This is a genomic window from Streptomyces sp. HUAS ZL42 (assembly GCF_040782645.1).
Taxonomy (GTDB): Bacteria; Actinomycetota; Actinomycetes; order Streptomycetales; family Streptomycetaceae; genus Streptomyces.
This window is the reverse complement of record NZ_CP160403.1, coordinates 3,565,822-3,580,257: the sequence shown is the minus strand read 5'-3', so window position 1 is coordinate 3,580,257 and position 14,436 is coordinate 3,565,822. Positions and strand designations below refer to the sequence as shown.

At 68.7% G+C, this 14,436-nt stretch carries 12 protein-coding genes; 6 read left to right on the top strand and 6 right to left on the bottom strand.

The features are described 5' to 3' along the window. Nucleotides 1-25 precede the first annotated feature (25 nt). From mctP to ABZO29_RS16225, 5 genes are all read right to left on the bottom strand, one after another. Nucleotides 26-1,654 carry a monocarboxylate uptake permease MctP gene (mctP, locus tag ABZO29_RS16245; protein ID WP_367320904.1) on the bottom strand — a complete coding sequence of 543 codons (1,629 nt, stop codon included), beginning with the start codon at nt 1,652-1,654 and terminating at the stop codon, nt 26-28. Next, entirely contained in the window at nt 1,651-1,914 is a 264-nt protein-coding gene (locus ABZO29_RS16240) for a DUF3311 domain-containing protein (protein ID WP_367320903.1), read from the bottom strand. Before ABZO29_RS16240 ends, mctP begins: the two co-directional genes overlap by 4 nt. Nucleotides 1,915-2,027: 113 nt before the next feature. After that, nucleotides 2,028-2,228 carry a YbdD/YjiX family protein gene (locus ABZO29_RS16235; protein ID WP_367320902.1) on the bottom strand — a complete coding sequence of 67 codons (201 nt, stop codon included), beginning with the start codon at nt 2,226-2,228 and terminating at the stop codon, nt 2,028-2,030. Beyond that, complete coding sequence (locus tag ABZO29_RS16230; protein ID WP_367320901.1) at nt 2,200-4,338, bottom strand: carbon starvation CstA family protein; 2,139 nt, start codon at nt 4,336-4,338, stop codon at nt 2,200-2,202. The genes ABZO29_RS16235 and ABZO29_RS16230 overlap by 29 nt, the downstream gene beginning before the upstream one ends. 351 nt (nt 4,339-4,689) lie before the next feature. Next, on the bottom strand, nt 4,690-5,454 hold the full coding sequence (locus tag ABZO29_RS16225) for a GntR family transcriptional regulator (RefSeq protein ID WP_367320900.1): 765 nt from the start codon (nt 5,452-5,454) through the stop codon (nt 4,690-4,692). Between the two features lie 400 nt (nt 5,455-5,854). Between ABZO29_RS16225 and ABZO29_RS16220 the strand changes: the two genes are divergently transcribed. The 4 genes from ABZO29_RS16220 (at nt 5,855) to ABZO29_RS16205 (ending at nt 10,726) form a co-directional block, all read left to right on the top strand. After that, on the top strand, nt 5,855-7,156 hold the full coding sequence (locus ABZO29_RS16220; RefSeq protein ID WP_367320899.1) for a sugar ABC transporter substrate-binding protein: 1,302 nt from the start codon (nt 5,855-5,857) through the stop codon (nt 7,154-7,156). Nucleotides 7,157-7,320: 164 nt separating this feature from the next. Continuing rightward, the gene (locus ABZO29_RS16215; RefSeq protein ID WP_367320898.1) at nt 7,321-8,346 is read left to right on the top strand and encodes a carbohydrate ABC transporter permease; all 1,026 of its coding nucleotides are present in this window, start codon (nt 7,321-7,323) and stop codon (nt 8,344-8,346) included. Beyond that, entirely contained in the window at nt 8,343-9,236 is an 894-nt protein-coding gene (locus ABZO29_RS16210) for a carbohydrate ABC transporter permease (RefSeq protein ID WP_367320897.1), read from the top strand. The genes ABZO29_RS16215 and ABZO29_RS16210 overlap by 4 nt, the downstream gene beginning before the upstream one ends. An 8-nt stretch (nt 9,237-9,244) precedes the next feature. Further along, nucleotides 9,245-10,726, top strand: coding sequence for a glycoside hydrolase family 3 protein (locus ABZO29_RS16205; protein WP_367320896.1), 1,482 nt, complete (start codon nt 9,245-9,247; stop codon nt 10,724-10,726). Between the two features lie 174 nt (nt 10,727-10,900). On the opposite strand, the gene nagB is transcribed toward ABZO29_RS16205, so the two are convergent. Next, nucleotides 10,901-11,686, bottom strand: a complete 786-nt coding sequence (nagB, locus tag ABZO29_RS16200; RefSeq protein ID WP_367320895.1) for a glucosamine-6-phosphate deaminase — start codon at nt 11,684-11,686, stop codon at nt 10,901-10,903. A gap of 132 nt (nt 11,687-11,818) precedes the next feature. On the opposite strand from nagB, the gene ABZO29_RS16195 reads away from it, so the two are divergent. Further along, nucleotides 11,819-12,466, top strand: coding sequence for a TetR/AcrR family transcriptional regulator (locus tag ABZO29_RS16195; RefSeq protein WP_367320894.1), 648 nt, complete (start codon nt 11,819-11,821; stop codon nt 12,464-12,466). A 374-nt stretch (nt 12,467-12,840) separates the two neighbouring features. Continuing rightward, complete coding sequence (locus ABZO29_RS16190) at nt 12,841-14,316, top strand: sensor histidine kinase (protein WP_367320893.1); 1,476 nt, start codon at nt 12,841-12,843, stop codon at nt 14,314-14,316. Nucleotides 14,317-14,436 lie beyond the last annotated feature (120 nt).

Below are 14,436 nucleotides of genomic sequence, written 5' to 3'. Positions count from 1 at the left end.
CCCCAGGTCGGCATGCTCACCTGCGCTAGTGGCTCGCCCCCGCCGTCGCCGGCGGCAACTCCGTCTGGACGCCGGGGTCCCCGGCATCCGCCGTGTAGTCCTCCAGGCTCGTCTCGTCGATGCCCTCGGGGGCCTTCGCCGCCTTCAGGGCGAACGTCAGCACCACCGTCACCACCACGTTCAGCACGAACGCCGTCAGGCCGATGTAGCCGATCTCGCCGATGCCGGGGATCTCCTTCGCCGAGCCGCCGAAGTGCTTCTGCGTGGGGGAGGCGACGCCGTACGCGGCGGACGTGCCGTAGATCATGCCGACCGCCCAGCCGGCCAGCAGTGCCCAGCGGTGGAACCAGCGCGTGAACAGGCCGCCGACCAGGGCCGGGAAGGTCTGCAGGATCCAGATGCCGCCGAGCAGCTGGAAGTTGATCGCGACCGTCTTGTCCATCGTCAGGACGAAGACCAGCGCGCCGACCTTCACCAGGAGCGAGACCAGCTTGGAGACCTTGGTCTCCTGTGCCGGCGTCGCGTCGGGCTTGATGAAGTCCTTGTAGATGTTGCGCGTGAAGAGGTTCGCGGCGGCGATGGACATGATGGCCGCCGGGACCAGTGCGCCGATGCCGATCGCCGCGAAGGCCACACCCGCGAACCAGTCGGGGAACATCGTCTCGAACAGCTGCGGGATCGCCAGCTGCCCGTTGGTGACCTTGACTCCGGCCGCGATCGCCATGAAGCCCAGGAGGGCGAGCAGGCCCAGCATCAGCGAGTACAGCGGCAGGATGGTGGTGTTGCGGCGGATCACGTCACGGCTGCGCGAGGACAGCGTCGCGGTGATCGAGTGCGGGTACATGAACAGCGCGAGCGCCGAGCCCAGCGCCAGCGTGGCGTACGTCCACTGGGTCGCCTCGGCCGGGGCCAGTGCCCCGCGGGGCTTCCCGGTCGCCGGGTTGGTCTGGCCGAACGCCTCGCCCGCCTTGGCGAAGACGTCGTCGAACCCGCCGAGCTTGATCGGGATGTAGATGATCGCGACGGCGATGACGATGTAGATCAGGGTGTCCTTGACGAACGCGATCAGCGCGGGTGCGCGCAGCCCCGACGAGTACGTGTACGCGGCCAGCACACCGAAGGCGATCAGCAGCGGCAGGTCCTTCACGAACCAGTTCGTGCTCTCGCCGCCGCCCACGCCCATCACGTCCAGCACCGCCTGGATGCCGACCAGTTGGAGTGCGATGTACGGCATCGTCGCCAGGATGCCGGTGAGGGCCACCGCCAGCGACAGGCCCTTCGAGCCGAAGCGGCCGCGCACGAAGTCCGAGGTGGTCACGTACCCGTGCTTGTGCGAGACCGACCACAGACGCGGCAGGAAGGTGAAGATCAGCGGGTACACGAGGATCGTGTACGGGACCGCGAAGAAGCCGGCCGCGCCCGCCGCGTAGATCGCCGCCGGTACGGCGACGAAGGTGTACGCCGTGTAGAGGTCGCCGCCGAGCAGGAACCAGGTGATCCAGGTGCCGAACGACCGGCCGCCCAGGCCCCATTCGTCGAGGCTGTGCTCGTTCTCGGCCTTGCGCCACCGCGCGGCCAGGAAGCCCATGACCGTGACGGCCAGGAAGAAGAAGATGAAGACGGCGAGTGCCACGCCGTTCACGCCGTCCTTCACTGCGCCACACCGCCCTTCCGGGCCGCGCGGGCGCGCTGGTCACGCTGCCACAGCCGGTACGCGACCATCGTCAACGCCGTGGAGATCAGCACCCACAGCATCTGGTACCAGTAGAAGAACGGGATCCCGATGAACGCGGGGTCCGTCTTGGCGTAGGAGCCGACCCACAGCATCGCCACGAAGGGCGCCACGAGGCAGAGAGCGATGATCACGCGAACCGGTGTCACCACTGGTGGTCTCACTTCAGGCACATTCGACATTCCAGGCTCCGTCCCCTCACCGATCACCCGTGTAACGCGCAGGCAATCTAGGCGAGGGGATCACGTACGCGGAAGACCTGGTCCGCATATCGGTATGTCGATTCTGTGAAGACTCAGCAGCAGCGGAAACCCTCCCGGGGGTCGGCCTCCTGACGGTCCGTCCGCATCCGCTCGAAATCGCGCCGGGACGGCACCGCGGCGTCCGGGTGATCCTTCCGGACATGCGCGACGTAGCGGTCGTACGCGGACTCGTCGGTCAGCTCCCGCACATACCAGCGCACGCTCCTAAGTACGCGTAGCAGCGCCGACGGCATCGCGCTCCTCCTCCTTCTCCTCCTTCGTCGGGACCAGCCCGGCCGGGGCGACGATCTTCGACTCGACGTAGGGCGCCTCGCTGAGCGTGGAGAGCGCGGGCCGTCGTATGTGCCGGACGCAGACCCTCAGGGCGTCCACGATCACCACCACGATCAGGACGGCCAGGACCGCCGAGAGGACGCCGTCCACAGTGGAGTTGGTGACCACGGTGTGCATGTCGTCCATGTTCTTCGCGGGTGGCAGGACCTTGCCCGCGTCGATCGCGTCCTGGAACACCTGGCGCTGCTTGAAGAACCCCACCTTCGGGTCGCTGGAGAACACCTTCTGCCAGCTCGCCGTCAGCGTCACCGTGGCGTCCCAGGCCAGCGGAACACCGGTGATCCAGGCCCACTTGAGGCGTCCGGACTTCACCAGGAGCGTCGTGCAGACCGCGAGGGCGACGGCGGCGAGGAGCTGGTTGGAGATGCCGAAGATCGGGAACAGCTGGTTGATGCCGCCGAGGGGCTCGTGGACTCCGACCCACAGGAAGTAGCCCCAAAGGCCGCACACGATCCCGCTGGTGATGACCAGGCCCGGCTTCCAGCTGACGTTCTTGAAGGGCCGTACGACGTTGCCCAGCATGTCCTGCAGCATGAAACGGCCCACGCGCGTGCCGGCGTCCAGTGCGGTCAGGATGAACAGCGCCTCGAACATGATCGCGAAGTGATACCAGAAGGCCTTCAGGCCCCCGCCGGTCACCTTGGAGAAGATCTCCGAGACGCCGATGGCGAGCGTCGGCGCACCGCCGGTGCGGGAGAGCAGGGTCGACTCCTCCACGTTCTCCGCCGCCTTGGCCAGCGCGGCGGGGGAGATCTGGAAGCCCCAACTGCCCACCACCTGCGAGGCGTTCTCCACGGTCGTGCCGATCACGCCGGCCGGTGCGTTCATCGCGAAGTACAGGCCCGGGTCGATGATGCTCGCCGCGACGAGCGCCATGACCGCGACCGACGACTCCATCAGCATGGAGCCGTAGCCGATCATCCGGACCTGCGTCTCCTTCTGGATCATCTTCGGCGTCGTGCCGCTCGATATGAGCGAGTGGAAGCCCGACAGGGCGCCGCAGGCGATGGTGATGAAGACGAACGGGAAGAGCGAGCCCGCGAAGACCGGGCCGTTGCCGCGCGAGGCGAAGTCGGTGACCGCGTCCATCTTCAGTGTCGGCAGGGCGATCACGACACCGAGGGCGAGCATGAAGATCGTGCCGATCTTCATGAAGGTGGAGAGGTAGTCGCGGGGCGCGAGCAGCGTCCACACCGGCAGGATCGAGGCGATGAAGCCGTACGCCACCAGCCAGATGACCAGCGTCGAGGGCGCGAGGGTGAAGGTGTCGGCCCAGGACGACTCGGCGACCCAGCGGCCGGCGACCAGCGCGAGCAGCAGCAGCGCGACGCCGATCAGCGACACCTCGGCGACCCGGCCCGGGCGCAGTACCCGCAGGTAGAAGCCCATGAGCAGGGCGATCGGGATCGTCATTCCGATGGAGAACGTGCCCCACGGGGAGGCGGCCAGCGCGTTCACGATCACCAGGGCCAGCACGCCGAGCAGGATGATCATGATGGCGAACGCGGCGACCAGCGCGGCCGCGCCGCCGAACGGGCCGATCTCCTCGCGCGCCATCTGGCCGAGTGAACGGCCGTCCCGGCGGGTGGAGAAGAACAGCACCACCATGTCCTGCACCGCGCCCGCGAAGATCACCCCCGCGATGATCCAGATCGTGCCGGGCAGATAGCCCATCTGCGCGGCCAGGACCGGGCCGACGAGGGGACCCGCGCCCGCGATCGCCGCGAAGTGGTGGCCGAGCAGGACACGGCGGTCGGTGGGATGGAAGTCGATGCCGTTGTCGAGGCGTTCCGCCGGGGTGGCCCTGGTCTTGTCGACCTTGAGCACCTTGTACGCGATGAACTTCGAGTAGAAGCGGTAGGCGATGGCGTACGAGCCGAGGGCGGCCGCGACCATCCAGACGGCCGAGACGTCCTCGCCCCGGGAGAGCGCGAGTACGGACCAGCCCGTCGCGCCGACGAGCGCGACGAGGGTCCAGATGACGATGGTTCGGACGTTCGCGGTACGCACTGGGATGTCCTCCCGTCCATGCGGCGACGGGAGGAACGTAGAGCAGGAGCGGCAGTTGCGCTACACCGCGTGCAGTACCCCGAGCGGTTGTTCCTGGGGCCGCTTCAGCGTCGCGACGCTGCATTGTCCCGGGGGCTGACCCCCGGACCCCCAGCCGACCCGGACTTGGCCCGGCTTACTCCGCAGGCCGCTTCAGCGTCGCGACGCTGCATTGTGCCGGGGGCTGACCCCCGGACCCCCAGCCGACCCGGACTCGGCCCGGCTTACTCCGCAGGCCGCTTCAGGCGTGCCACGCTGCATTGTCCCGGGGGCTGACCCCCGGACCCCCAGCCGATCCGGACTCGGCCCGGCTTACTCCGCAGGCCGCTTCAGCCGTGCCACGAACTTGTACCTGTCCCCCCGGTAGACCGACCGCACCCACTCCACCGGCTTGCCCTCCTTGTCCAGTGAGTGCCGGGAGAGCATCAGCATCGGCAGGCCCACGTCCGTGCCGAGCAGGCCCGCCTCGCGCGGGGTGGCCAGGGAGGTCTCGATGGTCTCCTCGGCCTCCGCGAGATGGACGTCGTACACCTCGGCGAGGGCGGTGTAGAGGGACGTGTACTTCACCAGCGACCGGCGCAGAGCGGGGAACCGCTTCGCCGACAGATGGGTCGTCTCGATGGCCATCGGCTCACCGTTGGCCATGCGCAGCCGCTCGATGCGCAGCACCCGGCCGCCCGTGCCGATGTCGAGGAGGCCGGCCAGCGTGTCGTCGGCGGTGATGTAGCCGATGTCCAGGAGCTGCGAGGTCGGTTCGAGGCCCTGGGCGCGCATGTCCTCGGTGTAGGAGGTGAGTTGGAGCGCCTGTGAGACCTTCGGCTTGGCGACGAACGTGCCCTTGCCCTGGATCCGCTCGAGACGGCCCTCGACGACCAGCTCCTGAAGTGCCTGGCGGACGGTGGTGCGGGAGGTGTCGAACTCGGCCGCCAGCGTCCGCTCGGGCGGGACCGGCGTGCCGGGCGGCATGGTCTCCGTCATGTCGAGCAGGTGCTTCTTCAGGCGGTAGTACTTGGGCACGCGCGCGGTACGGACGGTCGTCCCTGCCTCGTTCTCCGCACTGCTGACGTCGGTACTCATGGCCTGCCTTCCCGGCTCCGGATGCCGATGCGACCGAACATACGCATCGGCCGCGGCTCACATCGTGGCACGGCTTCGTGTGCGAGATGGCCGCACGCTCCGTGATCCCCTCTGTATACCTTCACCGTCGCTGTTGGTCTAGTCCACCAAGGTGAAGTGGTCTACCGAAGTGTGCCGCGTCGGCCCCCGGTTTTCGAGGCCTTCTTACTTAAAGGTTCCTGCATATGTAGGTCCCATAACGGCTGGTGAGAGCCGACTCGGGCACTCTTGACAGCCGTATTGGTCTGGGCCAAGCTCTCCGCACTGGTCTACACCATTGGTCCAGGTCCCGGCCCCGAGCGCAGACCCAGGTCAGCCGCAGGGAGGCAGGGGGGTTTGTGGCATCCCTGAGGAGGGTGGCGTGAAGCGCAAGCTGATAGCCGCGATCGGTATCGCGGGCATGATGGTTTCCATCGCTGCGTGTGGGGGCGGCGACGGTGAGTCGGCCAAGGATCCGAAGGACCGCAAGGGCGATCTGACCGTCTGGCTCATGACGGACGCCCAGAGCACCTGGCCGGAGCTGGTCAAGCAGGCCAACGCCGAGTTCAACAAGAAGTACCCGGGCGTCAACGTCAAGGTCCAGTACCAGCAGTGGAGCGACAAGACCAAGAAGCTGGACGCGGCACTCTCCGGCGACTCGTTCCCCGACGTGGTCGAACTCGGCAACACCGAGACGATGACCTACATCCTCAACGGCGCTCTCGGTGAGATCGACCCGAAGAAGTACGACAACTCCGACACCTGGATCTCGGGCCTCAAGGACACCTGCAGCTACGAGGGCAAGCTCTACTGCGTGCCCTACTACGCCGGTGCGCGTGTGGCGATCTACAACAAGGACATGTTCAAGGGCGCGACGGGCAGCGACACGCTCCCCACGACCGAGACGGACCTGACCGCGGCGCTCGACAAGCTGCAGAAGAAGTACGGCGCGAAGGACAAGGCCTTCTCGCCCCTCTACCTGCCGGGCCGTTACTGGTACGCCGCGATGTCGTACGTCGCCGCGTACGGCGGCAAGATCGCCGAGTACGACGAGTCCGCCAAGAAGTGGAAGGCCACGCTCTCCTCGCCGGAGGCCCAGCAGGGCATCCAGCACTTCGTCGACCTCGTCAAGAAGTACAACCACGGTGACCAGACGAAGGACGAGCAGGACCACGCCAACGTCATGGCGAACGAGAAGGCGGCCCTGATCTACGGCAACGGCTGGGAGGCCGGAAGCGTCACCGACCCGGCGGCGAACGGCAACCCGAAGCTGAAGGACAAGATCGGCACCGCCGGCATGCCCGGCCCGAACGGCAAGGCGCTCCCGTCGTTCATCGGCGGCTCGGACCTGGCCACCGTCTCCAAGTCCAAGAACCAGGACCTGGCGGAGTACTGGATCTCGCTGTTCACCAACGAGAAGTCGGAGGCGGCGCTCGCGGCCAAGAACATCCTGCCGAACAACACCAAGCAGTTGGAGCCGCTGAAGAGCAAGGCCGAGACGGCGCCGATCGCCAACGCCGTGCCGGACGCCTGGTTCACCCCCATCGCCCCGGGCTGGGCCGGGGTCGAGAAGAAGGAAACGCTCGAGCTGATGCTGCTCGACATCCTCAAGGGCAAGTCGGTCGCGGAGGCCACCAAGGCCGCCGACGCGCAGATCGACGGCCTGATCAACGAGGCCTCCTGACCTCGACGAGGTCACCGATCCGTCGACGGGCCGTCCCTACCGGCCCGTCGACGGACGGCCCCGACTCAGTGACCTCCTGAATCGCCCCGCCGGGGGCGGCGGACCCGAAGCGAAGACCGCCGCCCCGCCCTCCGGTTAACCGGTCCGAACGGAAGGCCAGCACAGTGAGTGCCGCCGACATGAAAGCAGCCGACCCTCCGGTCCCCGTCCCGCGTCAGCCCGGGCAACCGGAATCCGGAACCCCGGCGAAAACACCCGGCCCCGCGGGGAGCGGGCCGGCCGGGGTGGCCAGGAAGCGCAGCGCGGGTCCGCTTCTGCCGTATCTGCTGATCGCCCCGACCATCGTCGCGCTCGCCGCGGTGTTCGTCTGGCCGTTGATCAAGACGGTGATCATGTCCTTCCAGGACGTGGGCAGGCGCGAGTTGTGGACCGGGGAAGCGGCACCCTGGGTGGGCTTCGACCAGTTCACCAACATCTTCGGTGACGGGGAGTTCTGGGACGTAGTCTGGCGCACCGTCCTTTTCATGACCGTCTGTGTCGTGGCCACCATGGGCATCGGGCTGTTCCTCGCCCTTTCGATGCAGCGCATGGCTAGAGGGTTGCGCCTCGCCCTCACCGGCGCCCTCGTCGCCGCCTGGGCCATGCCCCTGCTCGTGGCCACCTCGATCTTCCGCTGGTTCGCGGACTCCGACTACGGCGTCCTCAACATGGTGCTGACGAAATACCTCGGGCTCGATTTCCGCGGCCACAACTGGTGGCTCGACCCCAAGCAGGGCTTCCTGATCATCGGAGCCGTCGTCGTGTGGGGCGCCGTCCCGTTCGTCGTCATCACCCTGTACGCGGCCCTCACGCAGGTCCCCAAGGAGCTGGAGGAGGCGGCCTCCCTGGACGGTGCCGGCACCGCCGGCGTCTTCCGCTACGTCACCTGGCCGGTCATCAAGCCGGTCTTCCAGATGATCGCCACGCTGTCCGTGATCTGGGACTTCAACGTCTTCGGCCAGGTCTTCCTGATCCGCGGGAACAAGCCGGAACCCGAGTACAACCTGCTCGGCACCTATTACTACGAGAAGGCGTTCGAGTCGAACTCCTTCAGCCAGGGCGCCGCCATCTCCCTGATCACGGTCCTGCTGCTGTCCGGCGTGGCCGTCTACTACCTGCGTCAGCTCCTCAAGATCGGAGAGGTCGAGTGAGCGCCACCGCAACCGACCGCGGGACGGTCCGCCCTTCGGGGAAGAATCCCGCGTTCCGCCCCGATCGCAAGAGCGGGAGCCGGCACGTCCACAACCTCGTCGGTGTGCTCGCCTTCGTGTTCATGGCCTTCCCGGTCTACTGGCTGGTGATCAGCGCACTGCGGCCGAACAACGAGATCCGCAGCTACGACCAGACGCTGTGGCCCAGCTCCTTCACGCTCGACAACTTCCAACGCGCCGTCGACATGCCGAACTTCGGGTCGGCGCTCGAGTCGAGCCTGATCATCTGCGGCAGCGCCGTGCTCGGCGGGATGCTCCTGTCGACGATCGCCGCCTTCGCGATCGGCCGCTTCCAGTTCCTCGGCCGCAAGGCTTTCATGATCGTGCTGCTGGCGGTCCAGCTGCTGCCGCCGACCGCAATGCTCATCCCCATCTACATCCAGCTCAACGAGTTCGGCGGGCTCAACCAGTACTGGGGTGTCATCGTCCTCTACCTGGTCTCCACGCTGCCCTTCGCCACCTGGATGATCCGCGGCTTCGTGGTCAACATCCCCAAGGAGCTGGAGGAGTCCGCGATGGTGGACGGATGCAGCAGGATGGGCGCCTTCTGGCGCGTGGTGCTCCCGCTGCTCGCGCCGGGCCTCGCGGCCGCCTCGATCTTCTCGCTCATCAACGCCTGGAACGAGTACCTGCTGGCCTACATCGTCCTCCAGGACAACGACAAGTACACGCTGAACGTGTGGCTGATGAACTTCACCACGTCCCGCGGCACCGATTACGGCGCGCTGATGGCAGCGTCCACGCTCATCGCCATCCCGGTCGTCGTCTTCTTCATGTTCGTGCAGAAGAACATGGCCTCGGGCCTGACCTCCGGCGCAGTAAAGGGATGACTCCGCCCATGACGACACTCGCACCCGCTGCGGACACCCTGACACGTGATGCCCTGACCGTCCTCCAGCCGGGCTTTCTGGGCACCACTGCCCCGGACTGGCTGCTGCGCCGCTTGGGCGAGGGCCTTGCCTCCGTGGGCCTCTTCGGCCGGAACATCGCCTCCGCCGAGCAACTGGAGGCCCTGACCGCCCAGTTGCGCGCCGAACGCGACGACGTCCTGGTCGCGATCGACGAGGAGGGCGGGGACGTCACGCGCCTTGAGGTGCGGACGGGCTCCAGCTTCCCCGGCAACCACGCCCTCGGCGCGGTGGACGACGTGGAGCTGACGCGGGAGGTGGCCTTCGAGCTCGGCAGCCGGCTGGCCGCCTGCGGGGTGAACCTCAACTGGGCCCCGTCCGCGGACGTGAACTCCAACCCCGCGAATCCGGTCATCGGTGTCCGCTCCTTCGGCGCCGACACCGGCCTGGCCGCGCGGCACACCGCCGCCTACGTCACCGGCCTCCAGGCGGCGGGTGTCGCGGCCTGCACCAAGCACTTCCCGGGCCACGGCGACACGGCCGTCGACTCCCACCACGCCCTGCCGCGCATCGACGTGGACGCGGCGGTGCTGGCGGAGCGCGAACTCGCCCCGTTCCGCGCGGCCATCGCCGCCGGAAGCCGCGCGGTGATGACCGCCCACATCCTGGTCCCCGCGCTGGACGCCGACCGCCCGGCAACGCTGTCCCGCCGCATCCTGACGGACCTGCTGCGCTGCGAACTCGGCTACGACGGTCTGATCGTCACCGACGGCATGGAGATGCAGGCCATCGCCGGCACCTACGGCATCGAGCGCGGCAGCGTCCTCGCCATCGCCGCCGGCGCCGACGCGATCTGCGTGGGCGGCGGTCTCGCGGACGACGAGACGGTACGACGTCTGCGCGACGCCCTGGTCGCGGCGGTGCGCTCGGGCGAACTGGCCGAGGAGCGCCTGGCGGACGCGGCGGAACGCGTGCGGGCCCTGGCGCGGTGGACCGTCTCCGTCGCCAAGGGCGCCGCCGTGCCACGACCCGAGGTGGGCCTGGTCGCCGCCCGCCGCGCGCTGCGGATCACCGGCGCGCAGGACTTCACCCCGCTCACCGAGGCGCCCTACGTCGCCGCCCTCACCCCCGTCGTCAACTTCGCCGTGGGCGACGAGACCCCGTGGGGCGTGGCCGCGGAACTGGCCCTTCGGCTGCCCGGCACGGAGACCGGCAGCTTCACGGGCGAGGACGCGGGAGGCGCGGCGCTGACGGCGGCCGGCGACCGTCGGATCGTGGCCGTCGTCCGGGACGAACACCGCCACTCCTGGATGGCGGCGGCCCTCGACACCCTGCTGGCGGCCCGCCCCGACACGATCGTGGTCGAGATGGGCGTCCCCCAGGCCGCACCACGGGGTGCCCTCCACATCGCCACCCATGGCGCGGCCCGCGTCTGCGGCCGCGCGGCGGCGGAGGTCATCGCGGGGGGATGATCCCCGGAACGCGGGTCGTCGGTCGCCTCGCTGAGGCGGCCGGCGCCCGGCGCATCCTGGTCCGTCCCCGGGACGAACGCCGTAACGCGTGGCTGGCGGCCCTGGAGAACGACCCCTGGAACGCCGGTGCCGGCCACCTCCCGCGAGGTGGCCGGCACCGGCGTCTTCCGTGGTTCAGATCCCCTGCCACTCCGGCTTGTTGGCGTATGTGTGCCGGAAGTAGTCCGCGAGCTTCAGCTTGGACGCGGCTGCCTCGTCGACGACGACGGTGGCGTGCGGGTGCAGCTGGAGCGCGGAGGCGGGGCACACCGCGGCCACCGGCCCCTCGACGGTCGCGGCGACCGCGTCCGCCTTGCCCTCACCGGTGGCGAGCAGCACCAGGTGCCGTGCCTCCAGGATGGTGCCGATGCCCTGCGTGATGACGTGGTGAGGCACCTGCTCGATGTCACCGTCGAAGAAGCGTGCGTTGTCGACCCGGGTCTGCTCGGTCAGCGTCTTGATCCGGGTCCGCGAAGCCAGCGAGGAGCACGGCTCGTTGAAGCCGATGTGCCCGTCCGTCCCGATGCCGAGCAGCTGCAGGTCCACACCGCCTGCCTCGGCCAGCGCCCTGTCGTACGCCTCGCACGCCCCCTGCACGTCCTCGGCGGTGCCGTCGGGCCCCAGAAACGCGTCCATCCCGATCCCGAGCGGTTCCAGCACCTCGCGGCGCAGCACGGAGCGGTACGACTCGGGGTGCTCCGCCGGCAGCCCCACATACTCGTCGAGCTGGGCGATCCGCGCCCGGGAGGTGTCCACCGCGCCCGTGCGCACCTTGGCCGTCAGCGCCTGGTAGATGGGCAGCGGGGTCGAGCCGGTGGCCACCCCGAGCAGCGCGCCGGGCTTGCGTCGCAGGAGCTGCGCCATGGCCTCGGCTATCAGCTCACCGCCCGCCTCGGCGTCCGGAACGATGACTACTTCCACGCTGGGCCTGCCGTTCTGAAGAGGGCTGCAAGGTATGTGGTTTAGACCAATCTAGCAGAGCGGGGACGAGCCTCCCAGGTCTCCCGTGCAACAACCCCGACATTTCTCTAGTGTGCGCTATAAAATGCGCCCATGGTGGACACCCCCCAGATCCAGGCGCAGGCCGGGACCGTATCCAAACCCCGCGGCCGACCCCGTTCCTTCGACCGTGGAGCCGCGCTGGAGAAGGCGGTCATGGCCTTCTGGGAGCACGGCTACGAGGCGACCTCGGTCTCCGACCTCACCCGGGTCATGGGCATCGGGACCCCCAGCCTGTACGCGGCCTTCGGTGACAAGCGGTCGCTGTTCGAGGAGGCCGTGCGCGTCTACGCGGGGACGTACGGTCTGTTCCAGGAGCGCGCCGTGGAGGAGGAGCCGACCGCCCGCGCCGCGGTTTCGCGGCTGCTGCGCGAGGCCGCCGCGGAGTTCACCGACCCCGGGCATCCGTACGGCTGCCTGATGATCCACGCGGCCACCAACTGCACGACCCCCGAGGTGGGGGACGCCCTGCGCCGGCAGCGCGAGGCGCACCTCTCGGCCATCGAGAGCCGCATCCGCGCGGACGTCGCCACCGGCGCACTTCCGCCTGACACCGACGCATCCGCGCTCGCCCGCCATGCCGCGGCCGTGTTCCAGGGCATGTCGCAGCAGGCACGGGACGGGGCGAGTCGTGAGGAACTGGAGAGGGTCGCGGAAATTGCCATGGCCGTCTGGCCCCGCACAGGAACCCACACGCGTTAGGCTGCACGGTGGACGCCAGGGCGTCCGACCAGCCGACGAAAAAGACAACAACAAACAGGCTCCAACGCATGGACACGCACAGTGGTCTAGTCCACAATGCGGAGAAGTAATTGCGAAGCCTCCGTCTTCCCCGCACAGGAAGGCGGATCGAGGATCCGGAGCTCTCTGCCCTGACTGCCCCGGCTCCTCATCCTTCGGCCGATCGGGACCGCACACCCCGTGGCCGATATTGCTCCGGGCTGCGGTGCCGGGAGGGTTGAGGGTCCCTCCCAGGCGCCGCGGCCCGCGGGTGTTTTCCGGGGGCGTTCTCCCGGCCCCGTACCGGCGCCCGGCCGTATTTCGGGCCCGCACAAACCCCCAGGTACGCTCGCAACGTGCCCTCCATGAACGAACTCGTACGCCAGCACACCGCACTCGACGACTCCGACCTCGAGTGGCTCCACCTGCTGGTCTCGGAGTGGCAGTTGCTCTCCGACCTCTCCTTCGCCGACCTCGTCCTGTGGGTCCCCACCCGCGACGGCACGCGGTACGTGTCGGTCGCCCAGATGCGGCCCAACACCGGACCGACGTCGTATCAGGACGACATGGTCGGCCACCTCGTCCCGCGCGGCCGCCGCCCCATGCTCGACGCCGCGCTCGACGAGGGCCGGATCGTGCGCGAGGGCGACCCGGAGTGGCGCGAGGAGGTCCCGGTCCGGGTCGAGTCGATCCCCGTACGCCGGGAGCACCGCGTCCTCGGGGTCATCGCCCGCAACACCAACCTCCTCACCGTGCGCACCCCGAGCCGGCTCGAACTGACGTACCTCCAGAGCGCGTCCGACCTGGCGCAGATGATCGCGGCCGGGTCCTTCCCCTTCCCGAACCAGCAGATGGACATGGACGCGGCCCCGCGCGTCGGTGACGGCCTGGTCAGGCTCGACGCGGACGGCATCGTCCAGTACGCCTCCCCGAACGCACTCTCCGCCTACCACCGCCTCGGCCTCGCCGCCGACCTCGTCGGCCACCACCTGGGCACGACCACGGCCGACCTCGCCCCGACCCGGGGCCCGGTCGACGAGGCGCTGGCCAAGGTCGCCAGCGGCTGGGCGCCGCGCGAGTTCGAGATCGAGGCCAACGACGGGGTGATCCAGTTCCGTGCGATCCCGCTCAAGCCGAAGGGCACGCGTATCGGTTCGCTGGTGCTGCTCCGCGACGTCACCGAACTGCGCCGGCGCGAGCGCGAGTTGATCACCAAGGACGCCACCATCCGGGAGATCCACCACCGGGTGAAGAACAACCTCCAGACGGTCGCCGCCCTGCTCCGTCTCCAGGCCCGGCGCATCGAGTCCGAGCGCGGCCGTGAGGCCCTCGAGGAAGCCGTGCGCCGCGTGGGCTCGATCGCGATCGTGCACGAGACGCTCTCGCAGAACCTGGACGAGCGCGTGGAGTTCGACGAGATCGCCGACCGGGTCCTCGCGATGGTCGCCGAGATCTCGCCGGGCAAGGTCGTCGGCCGCCGCACCGGACGCTTCGGCATCCTGGACGCGGAGGTGGCCACCCCGCTCTCCATGGTGCTGACGGAGATTCTCCAGAACGCCCTCGAGCACGGCTTCCGCGAGGGCGACACCGGCACGGTCGAGGTCTCCGCGGTCCGCGGCGGCACCACCAAGGAGGCCCGCCTCCTGGTCACCGTCCAGGACGACGGCGTGGGCCTCCCCGCCGGCTTCGACCCGCACACCTCGGGCAACCTGGGCCTGCAGATCGTACGGACCCTGGTGGAGGGCGAGTTGGGCGGTACGTTCGACATGGTCCCGGCGCCGGAGCGGGGGACCCAGGTGATCCTGGACGTTCCGGTGCGGGCACAGAAGTAAGGGGCGAGAGCCGTCGGCCGCGATCCACTGACCGCCGTGCCCCGGAGCCCTGTGCCGGACAGCAAAGAGCCCCGGACCGTGCGGTCCAGGGCCAGTGCTCGCTGCTGCTTGTTCGCTAAA

Coding starts and splice junctions, on each gene's coding strand:
- ABZO29_RS16225 (WP_367320900.1), bottom strand. CDS start 5,454: ATGAGTACCGACGTCAGCAGTGCGGAGAACGAGGCAGGGACGACCGTC.
- ABZO29_RS16205 (WP_367320896.1), top strand. CDS start 9,245: ATGACGACACTCGCACCCGCTGCGGACACCCTGACACGTGATGCCCTG.
- ABZO29_RS16235 (WP_367320902.1), bottom strand. CDS start 2,228: ATGCCGTCGGCGCTGCTACGCGTACTTAGGAGCGTGCGCTGGTATGTG.
- ABZO29_RS16195 (WP_367320894.1), top strand. CDS start 11,819: ATGGTGGACACCCCCCAGATCCAGGCGCAGGCCGGGACCGTATCCAAA.
- ABZO29_RS16240 (WP_367320903.1), bottom strand. CDS start 1,914: ATGTCGAATGTGCCTGAAGTGAGACCACCAGTGGTGACACCGGTTCGC.